Source organism: Pseudomonas sp. F9001 (assembly GCF_013385435.1).
In the GTDB taxonomy this organism is placed as follows: Bacteria; Pseudomonadota; Gammaproteobacteria; order Pseudomonadales; family Pseudomonadaceae; genus Aquipseudomonas.
On record NZ_JACAPX010000036.1, the window covers coordinates 139708 to 159560 of the forward strand.

At 60.6% G+C, this 19853-nt stretch carries 14 protein-coding genes; 10 read left to right on the forward strand and 4 right to left on the reverse strand.

Translation table 11 applies throughout. From position 1 onward, the window contains the following. Positions 1-246: 246 nt before the first annotated feature. Together HX818_RS27025 and glnA are read right to left on the reverse strand one after the other, a co-directional pair. Positions 247-783: a chorismate mutase gene (locus HX818_RS27025; protein WP_102367926.1), complete on the reverse strand. Its 537-nt coding sequence runs from the start codon at positions 781-783 to the stop codon at positions 247-249. A 189-nt stretch (positions 784-972) separates the two neighbouring features. Beyond that, a complete protein-coding gene (gene glnA, locus HX818_RS27030; protein WP_003217999.1) occupies positions 973-2379 on the reverse strand; it encodes a glutamate--ammonia ligase in 1407 nt (468 codons plus the stop codon). Positions 2380-2712: 333 nt separating this feature from the next. Here glnA and thiI point away from each other — a divergent pair, with 333 nt between their 5' ends. Both thiI and typA read left to right on the forward strand, forming a co-directional pair. Continuing rightward, positions 2713-4167: a tRNA uracil 4-sulfurtransferase ThiI gene (gene thiI / locus HX818_RS27035; protein WP_023659343.1), complete on the forward strand. Its 1455-nt coding sequence runs from the start codon at positions 2713-2715 to the stop codon at positions 4165-4167. Positions 4168-4306: 139 nt separating this feature from the next. Next, positions 4307-6127 carry a translational GTPase TypA gene (gene typA, locus HX818_RS27040; protein WP_003217997.1) on the forward strand — a complete coding sequence of 607 codons (1821 nt, stop codon included), beginning with the start codon at positions 4307-4309 and terminating at the stop codon, positions 6125-6127. 204 nt (positions 6128-6331) lie between these two features. On the opposite strand, the gene HX818_RS27045 is transcribed toward typA, so the two are convergent. Further along, positions 6332-6766 carry a YkgJ family cysteine cluster protein gene (locus HX818_RS27045; RefSeq protein ID WP_177021045.1) on the reverse strand — a complete coding sequence of 145 codons (435 nt, stop codon included), beginning with the start codon at positions 6764-6766 and terminating at the stop codon, positions 6332-6334. Positions 6767-7001: 235 nt separating this feature from the next. Here HX818_RS27045 and HX818_RS27050 point away from each other — a divergent pair, with 235 nt between their 5' ends. The 6 genes from HX818_RS27050 (at position 7002) to HX818_RS27075 (ending at position 16647) form a co-directional block, all read left to right on the forward strand. After that, on the forward strand, positions 7002-9452 hold the full coding sequence (locus tag HX818_RS27050; protein WP_003217995.1) for a glycogen/starch/alpha-glucan phosphorylase: 2451 nt from the start codon (positions 7002-7004) through the stop codon (positions 9450-9452). A gap of 185 nt (positions 9453-9637) precedes the next feature. Next, positions 9638-13174 carry a DUF2339 domain-containing protein gene (locus tag HX818_RS27055; protein ID WP_177021046.1) on the forward strand — a complete coding sequence of 1179 codons (3537 nt, stop codon included), beginning with the start codon at positions 9638-9640 and terminating at the stop codon, positions 13172-13174. Next, entirely contained in the window at positions 13174-14529 is a 1356-nt protein-coding gene (locus tag HX818_RS27060) for a DUF3999 domain-containing protein (RefSeq protein WP_177021047.1), read from the forward strand. Before HX818_RS27055 ends, HX818_RS27060 begins: the two co-directional genes overlap by 1 nt. Positions 14530-14636: 107 nt before the next feature. Beyond that, positions 14637-15647: a class 1 fructose-bisphosphatase gene (locus HX818_RS27065; RefSeq protein WP_003217989.1), complete on the forward strand. Its 1011-nt coding sequence runs from the start codon at positions 14637-14639 to the stop codon at positions 15645-15647. A gap of 143 nt (positions 15648-15790) precedes the next feature. Then, positions 15791-16045, forward strand: a complete 255-nt coding sequence (locus HX818_RS27070) for a hypothetical protein (RefSeq protein ID WP_003217986.1) — start codon at positions 15791-15793, stop codon at positions 16043-16045. 32 nt (positions 16046-16077) lie between these two features. Further along, a complete protein-coding gene (locus HX818_RS27075) occupies positions 16078-16647 on the forward strand; it encodes a lipocalin family protein (RefSeq protein WP_003217984.1) in 570 nt (189 codons plus the stop codon). Between the two features lie 129 nt (positions 16648-16776). Here HX818_RS27075 and HX818_RS27080 read toward each other — a convergent pair whose 3' ends face one another. Next, positions 16777-18141, reverse strand: coding sequence for a formimidoylglutamate deiminase (locus HX818_RS27080; RefSeq protein ID WP_177021048.1), 1365 nt, complete (start codon positions 18139-18141; stop codon positions 16777-16779). Between the two features lie 78 nt (positions 18142-18219). Between HX818_RS27080 and hutC the strand changes: the two genes are divergently transcribed. Both hutC and HX818_RS27090 read left to right on the forward strand, forming a co-directional pair. After that, on the forward strand, positions 18220-18999 hold the full coding sequence (gene hutC / locus HX818_RS27085) for a histidine utilization repressor (protein ID WP_173406113.1): 780 nt from the start codon (positions 18220-18222) through the stop codon (positions 18997-18999). After that, positions 18996-19556: a HutD family protein gene (locus HX818_RS27090; protein ID WP_003217978.1), complete on the forward strand. Its 561-nt coding sequence runs from the start codon at positions 18996-18998 to the stop codon at positions 19554-19556. Before hutC ends, HX818_RS27090 begins: the two co-directional genes overlap by 4 nt. Positions 19557-19853: the final 297 nt, after the last annotated feature.

The window sequence follows — 19853 nt, forward strand, 5'->3', positions numbered from 1 at the left end:
GACGGGAAGTTTCGAACCAAAATGGGTTGCGTAAGTGGGAAGGGTGCAGCGTATCGCACCAATATAGTGCGGTTTTGAAAAGTCTGTTCAGGAAGCTGGTGGCAGCGACTGATTGGCTGAATGGGTCGGATCTAAATTGTGGGAGCGGGCTTGCTCGCGAAGGCGGCGTGTCAGTCATGCATATATCAACTGACACACCGCCTTCGCGAGCAAGCCCGCTCCCACATTTTGATGGGGTTCGCAATTTTAGATTTTATAGAGGCACAGCTCGGCGGTGGCGCGGATCATTGCCAGCTGGTGCAGCGCGTCTTTGGCAGGTGCGTGATTGGCCTGGGCCAGCCATTGCGGGCATTGCGGGTTGGTGCGCTCCGGGGTGAAGTCCGCCAGCTGTTGCAGCAGGCGTTTTTGCAGCAGGTCCAGTTTAGGGCGGATCTGGCCGACCAGATCCGGGCGTGGGTCATTCGGCGCCTTGCCTTGCAGCTGCCAGTCGGAAAGGTGGGCGTACTGCACCAGTTTGTTCGCCTCGATCTGGGCCGAGAAAAACTGCTCGGCCTGTGCCGGTGCCAGTTTGTAGCTCGGCGCCTGGGCGACGACGCTGGCGATCACGTCCTGCTCCCGTGGGCGGTCCTCGACGGGCTTGTGGCTGTCCCATTTGCTCAGGGCCACCTGGTCGGCAATCGCCAGGCGTTCGGCAATGCTGTCGAGCAGCGGGGCGAGGGTGGGTGGTGCTGCGAATACATTGGCGCTGATGGCCAGCAAGATGAACCCAATTTTGAGTTTCAAGGCAGATCCCTCTTCTGTAGGGGCGAGCTTGCTCGCGAAGGTCGTTAACGATAACGCGTAAATATTGAAGAAATGCGGCGCCTTTGAATTTTTCGCGGGCAAGCCCGCTCCCACAGGGTTTTGCGGGCAAAAAAAAGACCTCCCGAAGGAGGCCTTTTTCATCACGCCACGTTACGCAGCGCTACCGGATCAGCAGCTGTAGTACAGCTCGTATTCCAGTGGGTGTACGAAGGTGCGGACCTTGATTTCTTCTTCGCTTTTCAGGGCGATGTAGGCATCGATAAAGTCGTCGCTGAACACGCCGCCTTTGGTCAGGAACGCACGGCCCTTGTCCAGCTCTTCCAGGGCTTCTTTCAGGCTGCCGCATACTTGTGGGATCTCTTTGGCCTCTTCAGGCGGCAGGTCGTACAAGTTTTTGTCGGCGGCATCGCCAGGGTGGATCTTGTTCTGGATACCGTCCAGGCCGGCCATGACCAGAGCAGCGAAGGCCAGGTACGGGTTGGCTGCCGGATCCGGGAAACGGGCTTCGATACGGCGAGCGCGAGGGCTGGACACGTAAGGAATACGGATCGAAGCGGAACGGTTGCGAGCCGAGTAGGCGAGCATTACCGGAGCTTCGAAACCTGGGACCAGACGCTTGTAGGAGTTGGTCGACGGGTTGGTGAAGCCGTTCAGGGCCTTACCGTGCTTGATGATACCGCCGATGAAGTACAGGGCAGTGTCGGACAGGCCGGCATAACCTTCGCCAGCGAAGGTGTTCTTGCCTTCTTTGGCGATGGACAGGTGAACGTGCATACCCGAACCGTTATCGCCGTACAGAGGCTTAGGCATGAAGGTAGCGGTACGGCCGTAGGCATCAGCCACGTTGTGTACGCAGTACTTCAGGGTCTGAACTTCGTCAGCCTTGGCAACCAGGGTGTTGAACTTCACGCCGATTTCGTTCTGGCCGGCAGTCGCCACTTCGTGGTGGTGAACTTCGATGACCAGGCCCATCTCTTCCATGGCGTTGCACATGGAGGTACGGATTTCGTGGTCGTGGTCGAACGGAGGAACCGGGAAGTAGCCGCCTTTGATACCTGGACGGTGGCCTTTGTTGCCGCCTTCCACGTCCTGGTCGGACATCCACGAACCTTGTTCGGAGAAGATCTTGAACATGGAGCCAGAGATGTCGGACTTGAACTTGACCGAATCAAAGATGAAGAATTCTGGTTCCGGACCTACGAATACGGTGTCGCCGATACCGGTCGACTTCAGGTATTCCTCGGCACGCTTGGCGATCGCACGTGGGTCACGGTCGTAGCCCTGCATGGTCGAAGGCTCGATCACGTCGCAGACGATGATCAAGGTTGGGTCTTCGGTGAACGGGTCGAGTACGGCAGTGCTGTCGTCCGGCATCAGGATCATGTCGGACGCTTCGATGCCTTTCCAGCCGGCAATGGAGGAACCGTCGAACATTTTGCCTTCTTCGAAGAAGGCGTCATCCAGCGCGTCGCGAGCCGGCATGGTCACGTGGTGCTGAGTGCCTTTGGTGTCCGTGAAGCGCAGATCAATCCATTTGACGTCATGATCTTTGATGAGTTGAACCGACTTCGACATAGTGTCCTCCGGGTGGCTTCGGGCTGGGGTAGTGGAGTAGCCCTTAGAATGTGGGTGATGCCGGCGCGAATACTCGACCAAGGCAACCTGCCTCACAAGAGAGCAAATTGCATGCCAGTGCCCCGACATGGGTTTTTTGCCACAAAAACGCCCCTATAAAGGTGCAATCCGCTGAAACGGAAGAAATTGCGCACCGCAATGTAGCGCTTATTTTGGTTTATGACCCGTTTTGGTGCGCGAAAGGTCAGTTGCATATTAACTGGTTAAACCTTGAGCGATTTCCGCTATAATCCGCGCCCCCCTTTTTCGGCTGGGCCTGCGCGCGCTGTTTTCATGAAATTAATCGTTAAAGTCTTCCCCGAGATCACCATCAAGAGCCGACCGGTACGGATGCGTTTCATCCGTCAATTGGCCAAGAACATCCGTGCCGTGCTCCGCGATCTGGACCCGGCTGTGGTGGTGAATGGTGTGTGGGACAATCTCGAGCTGGAAACCCGCCTCACAGACCCCAAGGCCCTGAAGGACATGACCGAGCGCCTGAGCTGCGTGCCGGGCATCGCGCATTTCCTGCAGGTCGACGAGTACCCGCTGGGCGACTTCGACGACATCACCGAAAAGTGCAAGCAGCACTACGGCGATGTGCTGGCAGGCAAGGTGTTTTCAGTGCGTTGCAAACGCGCCGGCAAGCACCCGTTCAGCTCCATGGATGTCGAGAAATATGTGGGCAGCAAGCTGCGTCGCGAGTGCGGCGCTGCCGGAATTTCCCTGAAAGAGCCGCAAATTGAAGTGCGGATGGAAATTCGCGACCAACGGTTGTTTGTGATCCACAGCCAGCACGACAGCATCGGCGGCTACCCGCTGGGTGCCCTGGAACAGACCCTGGTATTGATGTCCGGCGGTTTCGATTCCACTGTCGCGGCCTACCAGATCATGCGCCGCGGGCTGATGAGCCACTTCTGCTTCTTCAACCTGGGCGGGCGTGCACACGAACTGGGCGTGATGGAAGTCGCGCATTACATCTGGAAGAAGTACGGCAGCTCGCAACGGGTGCTGTTTGTCAGCGTACCGTTCGAGGAAGTCCTGGGAGAAATTCTCGGGAAAGTCGATAACAGTCATATGGGCGTAGTATTGAAGCGTATGATGTTACGCGCTGCGTCCCGAATCGCGGATCGGCTGGAAATCGACGCACTGGTCACCGGTGAAGCGATTTCCCAGGTGTCCAGCCAGACTCTGCCGAACCTGTCGTTGATCGACTCTGTGACCGAGAAGCTGGTACTGCGCCCGCTGATCGCCAGTCACAAGCAAGACATCATCGACCTGGCGACCCAGATCGGCACGGCGGATTTCGCCAAGCACATGCCGGAATATTGCGGGGTCATCTCGGTGAACCCCAAGACCCACGCCAAGCGCAACCGCGTGGAGTACGAAGAACAACAGTTCGATATGGCGGTGCTCGAGCGTGCGCTTGAGAACGCCAAGCTGGTGCCGATCGATCGGGTTATCGACGAATTGGGCCAGGATTTGCAGATCGAAGAAGTCAGCGAGGCTCTGGCCGGTCAGATCATCATCGACATCCGTCACCCGGATGCCGCTGAAGACGAGCCGCTGGAAATTGCTGGCATCGACGTACAAACGCTGCCGTTCTATGCATTGAATGCGCGTTTCAAGGAACTGGATGACAGCCGTCAGTACCTGTTGTATTGCGACAAAGGCGTGATGAGTCGCCTGCATGCCCACCATTTGCTCAGTGAGGGGCATGCCAATGTGCGCGTTTATCGACCGAGCTAAGAGCCCGGGGCTGTTTGCCTGTGGCCTGCGTCACCGGCCCCCCGACTCTGCCGTCAAGCTGTAACGGCAAGGCCTGACTCTACTGTTAATCGCTGCCACGACCTGTCAGCACACCGAATCCTCTGATCGAGATACACAAGTGATCGAAAATCTACGCAACATCGCCATCATTGCTCACGTTGACCATGGTAAGACCACCCTGGTAGACAAACTCTTGCGTCAATCCGGCACCCTGGAGCGCAACGAGCTCAACGACGAGCGCGTGATGGACTCCAACGACCAGGAGAAAGAGCGCGGTATTACCATTCTGGCGAAAAACACCGCCATCAACTGGAACGGCTACCACATCAACATCGTGGATACCCCGGGCCACGCCGACTTCGGCGGCGAAGTTGAACGCGTAATGTCGATGGTTGACTCCGTTCTGCTGCTGGTTGACGCTCAAGACGGCCCTATGCCGCAAACCCGTTTCGTGACCAAGAAGGCTTTCGAAGCCGGCCTGCGTCCGATCGTGTGCATCAACAAGGTTGACCGTCCAGGCGCGCGTCCGGACTGGGTTCTGGACCAGATCTTCGACCTGTTCGACAACCTGGGTGCCACCGAAGAACAGCTGGACTTCAAAGTCGTCTACGCCTCGGCCCTGAACGGCATTGCCGGTCTGGAACACACCGACATGGCTGAAGACATGACCCCGCTGTACCAGTCGATCGTCGACAACGTACCGGCTCCGAAAGTTGACCGTGAAGGCCCGTTCCAGATGCAAATCTCGGCACTGGACTACAACAGCTTCCTGGGTGTTATCGGTGTTGGCCGTATCGCTCGTGGTAGCGTCAAGCCGAACACTCCGGTGGTCGCCATCGGCGCCGACGGCAAGAAGCGCAACGGTCGTATCCTGAAGCTGATGGGTCACCACGGCCTGCACCGCATCGACGTTGAAGAAGCGTTTGCCGGTGACATCGTGTGTGTGAGCGGTATGGACTCGCTGTTCATCTCCGACACCCTGTGCCAGCCGGACAACGTCGAGGCGATGAAGCCTCTGACCGTTGACGAGCCAACCGTTTCCATGACCTTCCAGGTAAACGACTCGCCTTTCTGCGGTAAAGAAGGCAAGTTCGTGACTTCCCGTAACATCAAGGAACGTCTGGACAAAGAGCTGCTGTACAACGTTGCTCTGCGCGTTGAAGAAGGCGACTCGGCTGACAAGTTCAAGGTTTCCGGCCGTGGTGAGCTGCACCTCTCGGTACTGATCGAAACCATGCGTCGCGAAGGCTTCGAAATGGGCGTTGGTCGTCCTGAAGTGATCATCCGTCAGGTTGACGGCGTGAAGCAGGAACCGTTTGAAAACGTCACCATCGACACCCCTGAAGAATCCCAGGGCAAGGTCATGGAAGAGATGGGCCTGCGTAAGGGCGACCTGACCAACATGGTGCCGGATGGCAAAGGCCGTGTGCGTCTGGAATACAACATCCCTGCTCGTGGTCTGATCGGTTTCCGTAACCAGTTCCTGACCCTGACCAACGGTGCTGGCATCCTGACCTCGATCTTCGATCGCTACGACACCATGAAGTCCGGCGACATGTCCGGTCGTCAGAACGGTGTTCTGGTATCGGTAGAAACCGGCAAGGCGCTGACCTACTCCCTGGAAACCCTCCAGGCGCGTGGCAAGCTGTTCGTTGAACACGGTCAAGAGATCTACAACGGTCAGATCGTTGGCCTGAACAGCCGTGACAACGACATGGGCGTCAACCCAACCAAAGGCAAGAAGCTCGACAACATGCGTGCTTCGGGTAAAGACGAAACCATCGCTCTGGTTCCACCTGTTCGCTTCACCCTGGAACAGGCTCTGGAATTCATCCAGGACGACGAGCTGTGCGAAGTTACGCCTAAGTCGATCCGCCTGCGTAAGAAGATCCTGGACGAAGGCGAGCGTACCCGCGCTGCCAAGAAAGCCAAGAACTGAGTTAACTCAGGCTGAATGAAAAACGCCCCCGGTCGAAAGGCCGGGGGCGTTTTTTTATGCCTGCAATATCTGTAGTGACTGTGCGGGCCCCTTCGCGAGCAAGCCCGCTCCCACATTCGACCGCGTTTTTTCAGGATGAGTGAGGTCAAGTGTGGGAGCGGGCTTGCTCGCGAAAGCGGTAGTTCAAGCAATAAAGAATCTGGATCAGAACTTGTCGAGGGTCTTGAGCCTGGTCTCGCGCACCACTTCCTTCGGCTTGTACGCGCAATACCCCGGGCGCGGCCCGATTTTCGGGTGATTGCGGCAAGTATCCGGGCGCTTGTCATAAATAGTGCAGAAGCGGCTCTTACGATCCAGGTACAGGCAATCGTTGTTGCTCATGCGCTGCAGGGTGAAGATCTCGGATTTGGCGTTGAAGCGCTCGACGATGCCTTCCTTCTGCAAGCGCTTGGCGATGTTCTTCGGCGGGTCGCCACGCTCGAACTCATCGACGATGCCGATGCGGATCAGGTCCTTGATCTTCACCTCAACCGGCAGGGTGCAGCAGCTCGACACACAGCCGCCACACATATGGCTTGAGTATTTCTGCCAGGTCTCGAGACGGTCGAGTTCCGCGGCGGCGATCAGTTGAGGCTTCATCAGGTTTCCAAGAGGGGTGTTATCCGGCGCGGGATCATACCGGAACTGGTGGTTTTTTGAACAATATCTTCCAGCTTTCAGCTCGAAGGCTGTGCCGGGCCACAAACGGGCACGGCCCCTGCATCAAATTCCCGCAAAGGTGAATGAGTTAAAAAACTGCCGAACCAGAGCGTCTACCGTCTGTCAGACCGTCTAGGCTCTAGCAACTCCTTCTATCTCGCCCGAGGTCGCATCGATGTCTCAGGAACCGCTTGTACGAGAAGCAGAGGTAGCCGCATTTCGCGATGCCGTCTTGACCAAACTTACCTATGCGGTGGGCAAGGACCCCGACCACGCCTTCGACCACGATTGGTTTGAAGCCATCGCACTGGCCGCCCGCGACCACATGGTCGACCACTGGATGGACCACACGCGGCACATCTACCGCAAGGGACAGAAGCGGGTCTATTACCTCTCGCTGGAATTCCTGATCGGCCGTCTGCTCTACGACAGCCTGAGCAACCTTGGCTTGCTGGACGTGGCCCGTGAGGCCATGAGCGAGTTGGGTGTGGACATGGAGCGCATTCGCCTGCTGGAGCCCGACGCGGCCCTGGGCAACGGTGGCCTTGGCCGCCTGGCAGCCTGCTTCATGGAAAGCATGTCGACCCTGGGCATCGCCGGCCATGGCTATGGCATTCGGTATGAGCACGGGCTGTTTCGCCAGGCGATTGTCGATGGCTGGCAGCAGGAGCAAACCGAACGCTGGCTGGATTTCGGCAACCCCTGGGAGTTCGAGCGCGCCGAAGTGATCTACCCGATCGGCTTTGGCGGTGGTGTGGAAACCGTGCTGGATGCGTCCGGCAAGTCGATCCAGGTCTGGTCGCCGAATGAAACCGTACGCGCGGTGGCGTATGACACCCCGGTCGTCGGCTGGCGCGGCGCCAGCGTCAACACCCTGCGCTTGTGGCGCGCCCGGGCCGTCGAAGACCTGCACCTGGAACGCTTCAACGCCGGTGACCACCTGGGCGCCGTCGCCGAAGTGGCCCGCGCCGAAAGCATCTCCCGAGTGCTTTACCCGGCCGACAGCACCGAAGCAGGGCAGGAGCTGCGCCTGCGCCAGGAGTACTTCTTCGTCTCCGCCTCGTTGCAGGATCTGCTGCGTCGCCACAAGAACATGCACGGCTCGGTATTGAGCCTGGGCGAGCACGCGGCCATTCAACTCAACGACACTCACCCGTCGATCGCGGTGGCCGAGTTGATGCGTCAGTTGGTGGACCTGCACGACATCCCGTGGGATGCCGCCTGGGACGTCACCGTCGAAACCCTTTCGTACACCAACCACACCTTGCTCCCCGAGGCGTTGGAAACCTGGCCAGTCGGCCTGATGGAGCGCATGCTGCCGCGGCACATGCAGATCATCTACCTGATCAACGCCCAGCATATCGACTCGCTGCGGGCCAAGGGCATCCATGACTTCGACGTGCTGCGTGCCGTCTCGCTGATCGAAGAAGACAACGGTCGCCGCGTACGCATGGGCAACCTGGCGTTCCTCGGCTCCCACAGTGTCAACGGCGTATCCGGCCTGCACACGCAACTGATGCGCAGCACGGTGTTCTCCGAACTGCACAAGCTCTACCCGGACCGCATCAACAACAAAACCAACGGCATTACCTTCCGCCGCTGGCTGTACCAGGCCAACCCCAAGCTCACGGCGATGCTGGTGGAGGCACTGGGCCCGGACGTGCTGGATAACCCCGAACAGCGCCTGGCAGACCTGGAACCGTTTGCCGAGAAGCAAGCCTTTCGCAAGGCCTTCGCCGAACAGCGCCTGCACAGTAAGCGGGCACTGGCCGACATCATTCACGAGCGCCTGGGGATTTCGGTCAACCCGGCGGCGATGTTCGATGTGCAGGTCAAGCGGATCCACGAGTACAAGCGCCAGCTGCTGAACCTGATGCACACCGTCGCGCTGTACCAGGCGATCCGGGCCGAGCCGGGCACCGACTGGGTGCCGCGGGTGAAGATCTTCGCCGGCAAGGCCGCGGCCAGCTATCACCAGGCCAAGCTGATCATCAAGCTGACTAACGACATCGCCCGTACCGTCAACAACGACCCTACCGTGCGCGGGTTGCTCAAGGTGGTATTCCTGCCCAACTACAACGTCAGCCTGGCGGAAAGCATCATTCCGGCGGCCGACTTGTCGGAGCAGATTTCCACCGCCGGCTTTGAAGCCTCGGGCACCAGCAACATGAAATTCGGCCTCAACGGCGCGCTGACGATCGGCACCATGGACGGCGCCAACGTCGAGATGCACGAGCGCGTGGGTGCCGACCACATGTTCATCTTCGGCCTCAGTGCCCAGCAGGTGGAAGCGCGCAAACACGCGGGCGAGTTCAACGCCGGGCCAGAGATCGCCGCGTCCCATCGCTTGAATGATGTGCTGCAAGCGATTCGTGGCGGGGTGTTCTCACCGGATGATCCGGGCCGTTATGCCGGGTTGGTGGATTCGCTGATCGACTACGACCGCTTCCTGGTCTGTGCCGACTTCGATTCCTACTGGGATGCCCAGGCGCGGGTCGAGGCCCATTGGCACGACTCCAAGGAATGGTGGCGTTCGGCGGTGCTCAATACTGCGCGCATGGGCTGGTTCTCGTCGGACCGGACCATCCGCGAATACGCGACGGAAATCTGGAAAGCGTTGGATTAGAGACCGCAATACAAAATGTGGGAGCGGCGGTGCGACGATTCGACTTGCTCGCGAAGGCGGTGGATCAGTCACAAATTTTTTGACTGATCCACCGCCTTCGCGAGCAAGCCCGCTCCCACATGGGGTCCGTGTCGATATACTGAGCATCGCCTTTGCCCGCTTCGGGCTGCTTAGGGATATCGACCATGCAATGGATTTTCATGCTGATTGGCCTGGTGCTCGGCTGGACACTCGACGAGTCGTTCAGTGATGCGGGCATTGGTGCGCTGCTCGGTTTGGGCATTGGCCAGGCGATTCGCCTGTCGATGCTCGCCTCGCGTACGGAGGAACAAGGCCGTCAGCTGGAGTCTGCCCGCAACGCCCTGAAAGTGGTCGAGCAACGCCTGGCCTTGCTGGAAAGCCCTGCCGCCGTTGAAACCGCCGGACCTGTGTTTGTCGAAGAGCCGCTGCCGGTAGCGGCGCCGCCTGAACTCGTCTGGGAATTACCCGCCGAACTGGAACCTGCCTACTCAAGCGTGGTGGCCGAACCCAGCCAGCCATTGCCGGCTGATGTGTGGCGGGCCGAACCGAGCGCGAAAATCCCTGAACAACCTGCCGCGCCTGCGGTGCCTCGCGGCCCCAACTTTATCGAGCGCGCAATCAGCGGTGCCCGCAACTGGCTGTTCGGTGGCAACACCGTGCTGCGGGTCGGCGTGGTGTTGTTGTTCCTCGGCCTGGCCTTCCTGCTGCGCTATGCCACTGAAGGCATGGTGGTGCCAATCGAGTTGCGTTACGCAGGTGTCGCCGGTTGCGCATTGGCACTGCTGGGCCTGGGTTGGTGGCTGCGGCTGCGCAACAGTAATTATGGGTTGATGCTGCAAGGCACCGGCATTGCGGTGTTGTACCTCACGGTGTTCGCCGCGATGCGCCTGCACCCGCTGCTCGACCCCGGCGCGGCACTCGGCTTGCTGGTGGCGGTCACCGTTTTCTCGGCGATCCTGGCGATTACCCAGGACGCCCTCGGCCTGGCCTGCGCCGCTGCACTCGGCGGTTTTGCGGCACCGATCCTCACGTCCACCGGCGCCGGCAACCATGTGGCGCTGTTCAGCTATTTCGCCCTGCTCAACGCAGGCATTCTCGCCATCGCCTGGTTCAAGGCCTGGCGCCTGCTCAATTTGATCGGTTTTGTCGGCACCTTCGGCATCGGCTTCGCCTGGGGCATGCGCTCCTATACACCGGAGCTGCTGTGGAGCACCGAGCCGTTCCTGATTCTATTTTTCCTGATGTACCTGGGCATCGGCCTGTTGTTCGCCCGGCGCAAGTTGCTGGAGATGCGCGACGCGCCGGACGATGACAGCCGTGGCGCGTTGCTGCGCTGGTCGGCGACCAAGGGCGATTATGTCGACGGCAGCATGCTGTTCGGTCCGCCGCTGGTGGGCTTCGGTTTGCAGTTTGCGCTGGTGCAGCACCTGGAATTTGCCGCTGCGTTCAGCGCGCTGGCCCTGGGCATTATCTATATGGGCCTGGCTCGTCTGCTGAGTGGCGGGCGCGCCTTGCTGCTGGCGGAAACCTGCCTGGCGCTGGGTGTGATCTTCGCCAGCCTGGCGATTCCGTTGGGCCTCGACGCACGCTGGACCGCGGCGGCCTGGGCCGTGGAAGGCGCCGGGATTTTCTGGCTCGGCCTGCGTCAGCAGCGGCCTTTGGCGCGGGCGTTTGGCTTGCTGTTGCAAGTCGGTTCGGCGCTGGCGTTCCTCAGCGAATTGCGGATTGGCGAGACCAGCCTGCTGGACGGTGCACCCTTGGGTGCGTTGTTGCTGGGGGCGGCCTTGCTGTTCAGTTTCGACCAATTGCGCAAGGCGCCGGTGGAGCACGCGGCGCAATGGGAGCGTCGAGGCTTGCCGGTATTGGCCAGTGTGGGCCTGGGCTTCTTGTACCTGCTCGCACCGTTGCTGCTGTGGACCCAGGGCACGGCCATCAGTTGGGCGCTTGCCGGTCTTGCGACCTTGCTGGTGGGTCTACGCATCGGCTCGCGCACGTTCCTCTTCACCGCGTTTGCCGTGCAACTGCTGGGTGGTGCGCTGTTCCTGCTGCGCCTGCAAGCGGGTGGTGATTCAGGCGCGGTGTTCAGTGCGGGCTGGAGCGGCTTGCTCACCGCATCGCTGATTGGCCTGGCATTGATCGGCGGCATGCTGCTGGCCGCGCGAGACGCCATGGTGCGCAGCGATGTGCGGTTGTTGCGTGGCCTGTCGGTGGTGTTGCTCGCCGGGTTGGTGCTGATCAACCTGGCGGTGCTGTTTGTGCTGCCGTGGGAGACCGCCAGCGGCGTGTGGGCGGCCAGTGGTTTGTTGATCATCTGGCTGAGCCTGTACCTGCAACAGCGCGTCAGTTTTGTCTTCGGGTTGTCGCTGCAAGTGATCGGCGGCGCTTCGTTCCTGATCGCGGTGCCGGACCTGCTCGGGCCGCTGGCCAGCGAGGGTTTGCGTCCTTTGGGCCATAGCGGTTTCTGGACGCCAATGGTGCTCGGGCTGGCGGCGCTGGTCGGTGCCTGGCGCTTGCAGCGCAGGCCTCATGCGCCGGTGTTCGAGGCGTTGAGTTTGCAGCGGCTGTCCGATGTGCTGCTGGTGTGGGGTGCGGGTTGGTGGACGCTGGCGTTGGTCAGCGAAGTGCTGCGTTTTGCACCATCGATGCTGCAAGGCACCTGGCTGTTGGCGGTAGCGGCGGTGAGTGTGGCGATCTGGGCGGTATTGGCCCTGAGGCTGCAATGGGCGTCGCTGGGCTTGCTGTGCGCGCTGTTGATGCCGGCGGTGGGCGTGGTGTTGCTGGGCGCGTGGGGCTCGCGTTATCACCCGGCGGCGAACTTCGCCTGGCTGGCCTGGGCGGCGGTGTTTGCGGTGCACTTCGTGTCGCTGCGACGCCTGGCTTCGGTCATTCCGGAGAAAGCCCTGAGCGCCGCGCATGTGCTTGGTTGCTGGCTGCTGATCGGCGTGCTGGCGCTGGAGCTGCGCTACGGCCTGTTGTTGCTGTCCGAGGAATACAACGCCTGGCGCTGGCTGGGCTGGGCGATTCTGCCAAGCCTTTACCTGGTGCTGGCCGCCGCGCCGCGCAGTTGGCCGTGGCCGGTGTCGGCGTACCCGCGCGAGTACCGGTTGTATGCCGTGTTGCCGCTGGCGGTGTTGATGCTCGGCTGGTTCTGGCTGGCGAATATCTTCAGCGACGGCACCGCCGAGCCGCTGCCGTATGTGCCGCTGCTTAACCCGCTGGATATTGGATTGCTATTCGCGCTGCTGGGTGTGTACCTGTGGTCCCGCAGTGCCGCACCGCAACGCGGGCCGCGCGCCGAACTGGTCGCCCAGGCGGTCGCCGGTGTCTCGTTGTTCGCCTTCTTCACCGCGCTGGTGATGCGCACGGCTCATCACTGGGGTGGCGTGCCGTTCCATCTGGATGCGTTGCTGGAGTCGATGCTGGTGCAGGCCGGGCTGTCGATCGTGTGGACCCTGATTGCCCTGAGCCTGATGATCGGCGGCCATCTGCGTCATCGGCGTGAGGTGTGGCTGATCGGTGCGGCATTGATTGCCGTGGTGGTGGCCAAATTGTTCTTCGTCGAATTGAGCAACCGTGGCGGGCTGGCGCGGATCGTATCGTTTATCGGTGTGGGCGGGCTGTTGCTGGTGGTGGGCTATTTCGCCCCGCTGCCCCCCAAGCGCCCCGAGCCGGTGGTTGAAACTGAAGGAGTGGCCTCTTGATGGGCAAGCTGAGTGTGGCGCTGTTGGGGTTGTGCACGACGTTATCGGCCTGGGCCCAGGAGACGCCCGCCGATTTCACCACGCGCGTGCCGCTGACGGTCAGTGGCGAAGGCCCGTGGTACCGCCTGGAACTGCCGCTGGCGGTGCAATTGAGCGCCCGTCAGGCCGACCTGGGTGATGTGCGGGTGTTCAACGCCGCTGGCGAGCCCCAGGCTTACGCGCTGGCGCGGCAGTCGGCGCAAAGCACCGAAAGCCGCAGCCTGTCCAACGTGAAGTGGTTCCCGTTGTACGCTGCGGCTGACTCCTCCGAAGCCGTGCCCAGCGTGCGTGTGCAATCCACGTCCACCGGCACGCTGGTGCAAGTGCAGCCGCCGAGCCAACTGGAGGCCGGCGAAGAAGTGCTGCGCGGCTGGTTGCTCGACGCGAGTGCGATCAAGGCCCCGTTGCAGCAACTGATCCTCGACTGGACGAGCGAGCGCGACGGCTTCCAGCGTTTCAGCATCGAAGCCAGCGACGACTTGCAGCACTGGCGCGCCTGGGGCGAAGGGCAGGTGGCGCGGTTGTCGTTTGCCGATGAGCGCGTCGAGCAGCATGAAGTGAGTTTGCCGGGGCAGTCGGCGCGGTATCTGCGTCTGCTGTGGAAAGGCCAGGCGGCACCGGCGCTGACGTCGGCGCAGTTGGAGAGTGTCAGCGCCCACAACCTGCCGTTGCCGCTGGTGTGGTCGCAGCCGTTGTCGGGCAGCCGGCTCAAGGCCGGGGAATACAGCTGGCAGTTGCCCAACGCACTGAACGTCGAACGCTTGCGAATCGACTTGAGCCAACCCAACAGCCTGGCGCCGGTCACCTTGTCGGGCCGCCGGGAAAGTAATCAGGCCTGGCAGCCCATGAGCAGCGGTTTGCTCTACCGGTTGACGCAAAATGGCCAGGACGTTTTACAGAACGAACTGCAGTTGCCGGGCCAGGCTGTTGCGCAGCTCAAGCTCGACGTGGACGAGCGTGGTGGTGGCCTGGGCGTGGAGGCGCCGACCTTGAGCTTTGCGGTGCGGGCCACGCAGTTGGTGTTCCTGGCGCGGGGCGAGCCACCGTTCACCCTTGTGCTCGGCAATCCGTCGGTGAAAGGCGCGAACTTGCCGCTGTCGACCCTGATTCCGGACTACAGCGCCGAACGCCACGCGGGGCTTGGGCAGGCCAAGGTGGCGGGCGAGGCGGTGGTCACATCGCCTGCGGTCGCGGCCCCGGTTGATGCCGGGCCGAACTGGAAAAAGCTCGGTCTTTGGGCCGTGCTGCTGCTCGGTGTGGCGGCCCTGGGCGCCATGGCCTACAGTTTGCTGCGCAAGCCACCGGTGGCACGTTAAATAAAGTCCATGAACTCTATTGGGTTTAAATCCTCTGATAGGAGGAAATACGCCCCGACTCGCGTTAAACTGCGCGGGTTTTTAGCCCCCCATTTCCGGAGCCTTCCATGTCCCGCGTTACCCTGAGTCGCTATTTGATCGAGCAGACCCGCAGCAACAACACGCCTGCCGATCTGCGCTTCCTTATCGAAGTGGTGGCGCGTGCTTGCAAGGAAATCAGCCACGCCGTGTCCAAAGGCGCGCTGGGTGGTGTCCTGGGCAGCATGGGCACTGAAAACGTACAAGGCGAAGTGCAGAAGAAGCTTGACGTGATCTCCAACGAAATCCTGCTCGAAGCCAACGAGTGGGGCGGTCACCTGGCCGGCATGGCGTCCGAAGAAATGGACAATGCCTACCAGATCCCGGGCAAATACCCGAAAGGCGCGTACCTGCTGGTATTCGACCCACTGGACGGTTCGTCGAACATCGACATCAACGCGCCAGTCGGCACCATCTTCTCGGTACTGCGTTGCCCGAACGAATACCTGAGCCAGAACGAAGCCCTGAACGAAAAGGCCTTCCTGCAGCCGGGCACCGAGCAGGTAGCTGCCGGTTACGCGATCTACGGCCCACAGACCATGCTGGTGCTGACCCTGGGCGACGGCGTCAAGGGCTTCACCCTGGACCGCGAAATGGGCAGCTTCGTGCTCACCCACGAAGACATCACCATTCCTGCGTCCACCCAGGAATTTGCAATCAACATGTCCAACCAGCGTCACTGGGAAGAGCCGGTTACCCGCTACGTGGGCGAGTTGATGGCCGGCGAGGAAGGCCCGCTGAAGAAGAACTTCAACATGCGCTGGGTGGCTGCGATGGTTGCCGACGTGCACCGCATCCTGACGCGTGGTGGCCTGTTCATGTACCCACGCGACAGCCGCGAGCCGTCCAAGCCAGGCAAGCTGCGCCTGATGTACGAAGCCAACCCGATGTCGTTCCTGGTTGAGCAGGCGGGCGGTGCGTCCACCGACGGCCACCAGCGCATCCTCGACATCCAGCCTGAAGGCCTGCACCAGCGCGTAGCGGTGTTCCTGGGTTCGAAGGAAGAAGTTGAGCGTGTGACCGGCTACCACAAGGCGTAAGTCCTTGCGGTAAGCAAAAGCCCCGAAACGTTTCAGCGTTTTCGGGGCTTTTTTGTTTTCGCTCGTCGGGAACCAGACACCTCTTTTCCCTTCTAAGCTTCTGGCAGACCCCCAAGCTGCTTCGTCTCTCCAGGAGTTTTTCCATGTCGTTACGCCGTCTCGCCCTGTTGTCGTTTTGCGTGCTTCTGGCCGCTTGCAGCAAGGTCACTCAAGAAAATTACGCAAAACTGTCGGCCGGCATGCCAAAGGCCGAGGTGGAGTCGTTGTTGGGCAAGCCGACTGATTGTTCTGGCGCGCTGGGTATGTCCAGTTGCACCTGGGGCGATAAAAACAGCTTTATCAGCGTGCAATATGCCGGTGACAAAGTACTGATTTTTTCCGGGCAAGGCCTGAAGTAAACCGGGGCGAAAGCCTGCGGGAGAAAAACAACATGATGCGTTTCGTTCTATACCTCTGCGCCAGCCTGTTTTTGGCGGGCTGCGCCAGCCATTCTGGCGATGATCTGCAACCCAAGACTGTTGGCAGCGTCAACCTCAAGCGTTACCAGGGCACCTGGTATGAGTTGGCCCGTTTGCCGATGTACTTCCAGCGCAATTGTGCGCAGTCCGAAGCCCGCTACACGCTGTTGCCCGATGGCAACATGTCGGTGTTCAACCGCTGCCTGACCCCTGAGTGGAAGTGGCAGGAAGCCAAGGGCACCGCAACGCCGCAGGTCGCCGGCAAGACCGACAAACTGTGGGTCGAATTCAATAACTGGTTCACCTCGCTGTTGCCGGGCGTGGCCAAGGGCGATTACTGGGTGCTGTACGTCAGCGATGACTACAAGACCGCCATTGTCGGCAGCCCGAGCCGGCGCTACATGTGGTTGCTGTCGCGCACGCCGACGGTCAGCGCCGACACCCGCGAAGACCTGCTGAGCAGGGCGCGGCAGCAGGGGTATGACACCACGCGTTTGATCTGGCGTACGTCGGACAAGCAGATGGCGAAGACCTCGCAGTAATACGAAACAGCGCCAATCCAATGTGGGAGCGGGCTTGCTCGCGAAGGCGGTGTGACAGTCACCAGATGTATTGACTGATCCACTGCTTTCGCGAGCAAGCCCGCTCCCACATTTGTTATGTGTCGTCTGTCAGCCCAGCAAATCCCGCAGGACCTGGGTAAACGCCCGGCTGCTGTCTTCTTCGGCGGCGTGATGCCCGTCGCGCACCACCCACTTCCCGTTGACCAGCACATCGCGCACCTGGCGATCACCACCGGCAAACAACCAGCGATTGAGGATCCCGTCTTCGTTCGCTGTCGCCAGGTACGGATCGTTGCCGTCCAGCACCAGCCAGTCCGCACGCTTGCCAACTTCCAGGCGCCCAATCGGCTGCCCCAACGCTTCGGCACCGCCGTCCAGCGCGGCATCGAACAGCGTACGCCCAACCATCGGCTGATCGCTGCGATACAGCCGGTTGCGCCGCTGGTCCCGCAGCCGCTGCCCATATTCCAGCCAGCGCAATTCTTCCACCACGCTCAGTGACACATGGCTGTCGGAACCAATCCCCATGCGCCCGCCCTGGGCCAGGAAGTCCACCGCCGGGAAAATCCCGTCGCCCAGGTTGGCTTCAGTGGTCAGGCACAACCCGGCAATCGCCCGGCTCCTGGCCATCAACGTCACTTCTTCCGGATTGGCGTGAGTGGCGTGCACCAGGCACCAGCGCTGATCCACTTCAACATGGTCATACAACCATTGCAGCGGGCGCTGGCCGCTCCAGGCCAGGCAGTCGTCGACTTCTTTCTGCTGCTCGGCGATGTGGATATGCACCGGGCACGCCTTGTCGCTGGCGGCCAGCACTTCGCTGATCTGTTGCGGTGTGACGGCGCGCAGCGAGTGAAAACACAGGCCCAGCCGTTGTGCCGGTTGCGCGGCCAGAATCGGTTGCAGGCGTGATTGCAGGCTCAGGTAATTTTCGGTGCTGTTGATAAAGCGGCGCTGGCCTTCATTGGGTGCCTGGCCGCCGAAACCGGAGTGGCTGTAGAGCACCGGCAACAACGTCAGGCCGATACCGCTGCTGGCGGCGGCCTGGCTGATTTGCCGCGACAGCTCCGCAGGGTCCGCATAGGGCTGGCCGCTGACGTCGTGGTGCACGTAGTGAAATTCGGCCACCGAGGTGTAGCCGGCCTTGAGCATTTCGATATACAACTGGCGCGCGATGACCTGCAACTGGTCGGGGCGGATCTTGCCGACCATCCGATACATCAGGTCGCGCCAGGTCCAGAAACTGTCATTCGGGTTGCCGGCCACTTCCGCCAGCCCGGCCATCGCGCGCTGGAAAGCGTGGGAATGCAGGTTCGGCATGCCCGCCAGCACGGGGCCCCTGAGCCGTTCGGCACCGTCTGCACTGGTGTTGGGCTCAACCTTGGTCAGCAGGCCATCGGCGCTGACTTCAAGACGTACATCGTTGGCCCATCCATTAGGCAGCAGCGCGCGTTCGGCAAAGAAAGCGGACATGATTCAGGCACCCCAGTCGTGTGTTTATTTGTATATACATATACAGACGTTTGCCTGCTCGGTAAACTCCGGCAAGCTATGCTTCTTTTTCACCTACAAGGATTTCCTGTGTCGACTCCGCCCGCCAAGTCTCCACTGGCTGCCCACATGGACGAAAGTCCGGCGCCCTTGTATGCCCGCGTCAAACAGATGATCAGCCAGCAGATTCTCAACGGCAACTGGCCGCCGCATTATCGCGTGCCTTCGGAAAGCGAACTGGTCAACCAGTTGGGCTTCAGCCGCATGACCATCAACCGCGCCCTGCGCGAGTTGACTGCCGAAGGCCTGCTGGTACGTATGCAAGGTGTGGGCACCTTTGTCGCCGAGCCCAAGAGCCAGTCGGCGCTGTTTGAAGTGCACAACATTGCCGATGAGATCGCCTCCCGCGGTCATCGCCATACGTGCAAGGTCATTACCCTCGGTGAAGAAGCCGCCGGCTCCGAGCGCGCCGTCGCGCTGGAAATGCGCGAAGGCGGGCGGGTGTTCCACTCGTTGATCGTGCACTACGAAAACGACATTCCGGTGCAAATCGAAGACCGTTTCGTCAACGCCCTGGTAGCACCGGAATACCTGCAGCAGGATTTCACCCAGCAAACGCCCTATGCCTACCTCAACCAGGTGGCGCCGCTGACCGAAGGCGAGCACGTGGTCGAGGCGATCCTGGCCGACGCCGACGAATGCAAGCTGCTGCAAATCGAAACCAGCGAGCCGTGCCTGCTGATTCGCCGCCGCACCTGGTCTGGCCGCCAACCGGTCACGGCCGCACGTTTGATCCACCCCGGTTCCCGTCATAGCCTGGAAGGACGTTTCAGTAAATGAGTTCGATGAAAGTCTGGCGCGCTACCGATTACATTCGCATGCCGTGGAAAAACGGCGGCGGCAGCACTGAAGAAATCACCCGTGACGCGGGGGAGGGCCTTGACGGTTTCGGCTGGCGCCTGTCGATTGCCGATATCGCCGAGTCGGGCGGATTCTCCACCTTTGCCGGGTACCAGCGCATTATCACCGTGCTGCAAGGCTCGGGCATGGTGCTGACGGTGGATGGCGAGGAACAGCTCGGGTTGTTACCGCTGCAGCCATTCCCGTTCAAGGGTGACAGCCAGGTGTCCTGCCGCTTGATCGGCGGGCCGATCCGCGATTTCAACCTCATCTATTCGCCGCAGCGCTATCAAGCGCGGTTGCAATGGATGGACGGCACGCAGCGTTTCTTCAGTGCCGCGCACACCGTGCTGGTGTTCAGCGTGGCCGATGAAGTGAAGGTGCTCGGTGAGCGGCTGAACCGTCACGACTGCCTGCAACTGGACGGTAACACCGGCCTGCTGGACGTCAGCGTGACTGGCCGTTGCTGCGTTATCGAATTGACTGCCGCCGCCTGAACAGGTGGGGGTTTCTTCCCCCACATTTTGTTTCCCTCTTCCCGCACCAACTTGTTACCGAACGCCCCAGCATGGCGCAAAGCCCTGCCTCGATGACAAGTCTCCCGCACTGTAAAAATCCCCCGTAAGAAAATTCATCATGCTGCGAAGCCTTGTTTTCCAAGGCTTCCACCCTCGTCCCGGAAAAATCTTCAAACCTTGCGCGCAAAGTTGGCCGCTTGATTGCATATGCTTGTATGTACAAGTAAAGATGTGTGCGTAAGAGTCCGTGAACTTCCTCTTCGCACCCATCAATGT

Bases quoted from the DNA above. Each gene is read 5' to 3' on its own strand.
- glnA (WP_003217999.1), bottom strand. From the start codon at position 2,379: ATGTCGAAGTCGGTTCAACTCATCAAAGATCATGACGTCAAATGGATT.
- thiI (WP_023659343.1), top strand. From the start codon at position 2,713: ATGAAATTAATCGTTAAAGTCTTCCCCGAGATCACCATCAAGAGCCGA.
- HX818_RS27045 (WP_177021045.1), bottom strand. From the start codon at position 6,766: ATGAAGCCTCAACTGATCGCCGCCGCGGAACTCGACCGTCTCGAGACC.
- HX818_RS27050 (WP_003217995.1), top strand. From the start codon at position 7,002: ATGTCTCAGGAACCGCTTGTACGAGAAGCAGAGGTAGCCGCATTTCGC.
- HX818_RS27055 (WP_177021046.1), top strand. From the start codon at position 9,638: ATGCAATGGATTTTCATGCTGATTGGCCTGGTGCTCGGCTGGACACTC.
- HX818_RS27060 (WP_177021047.1), top strand. From the start codon at position 13,174: ATGGGCAAGCTGAGTGTGGCGCTGTTGGGGTTGTGCACGACGTTATCG.
- HX818_RS27065 (WP_003217989.1), top strand. From the start codon at position 14,637: ATGTCCCGCGTTACCCTGAGTCGCTATTTGATCGAGCAGACCCGCAGC.
- HX818_RS27070 (WP_003217986.1), top strand. From the start codon at position 15,791: ATGTCGTTACGCCGTCTCGCCCTGTTGTCGTTTTGCGTGCTTCTGGCC.
- HX818_RS27075 (WP_003217984.1), top strand. From the start codon at position 16,078: ATGATGCGTTTCGTTCTATACCTCTGCGCCAGCCTGTTTTTGGCGGGC.
- HX818_RS27080 (WP_177021048.1), bottom strand. From the start codon at position 18,141: ATGTCCGCTTTCTTTGCCGAACGCGCGCTGCTGCCTAATGGATGGGCC.
- hutC (WP_173406113.1), top strand. From the start codon at position 18,220: ATGCTTCTTTTTCACCTACAAGGATTTCCTGTGTCGACTCCGCCCGCC.
- HX818_RS27090 (WP_003217978.1), top strand. From the start codon at position 18,996: ATGAGTTCGATGAAAGTCTGGCGCGCTACCGATTACATTCGCATGCCG.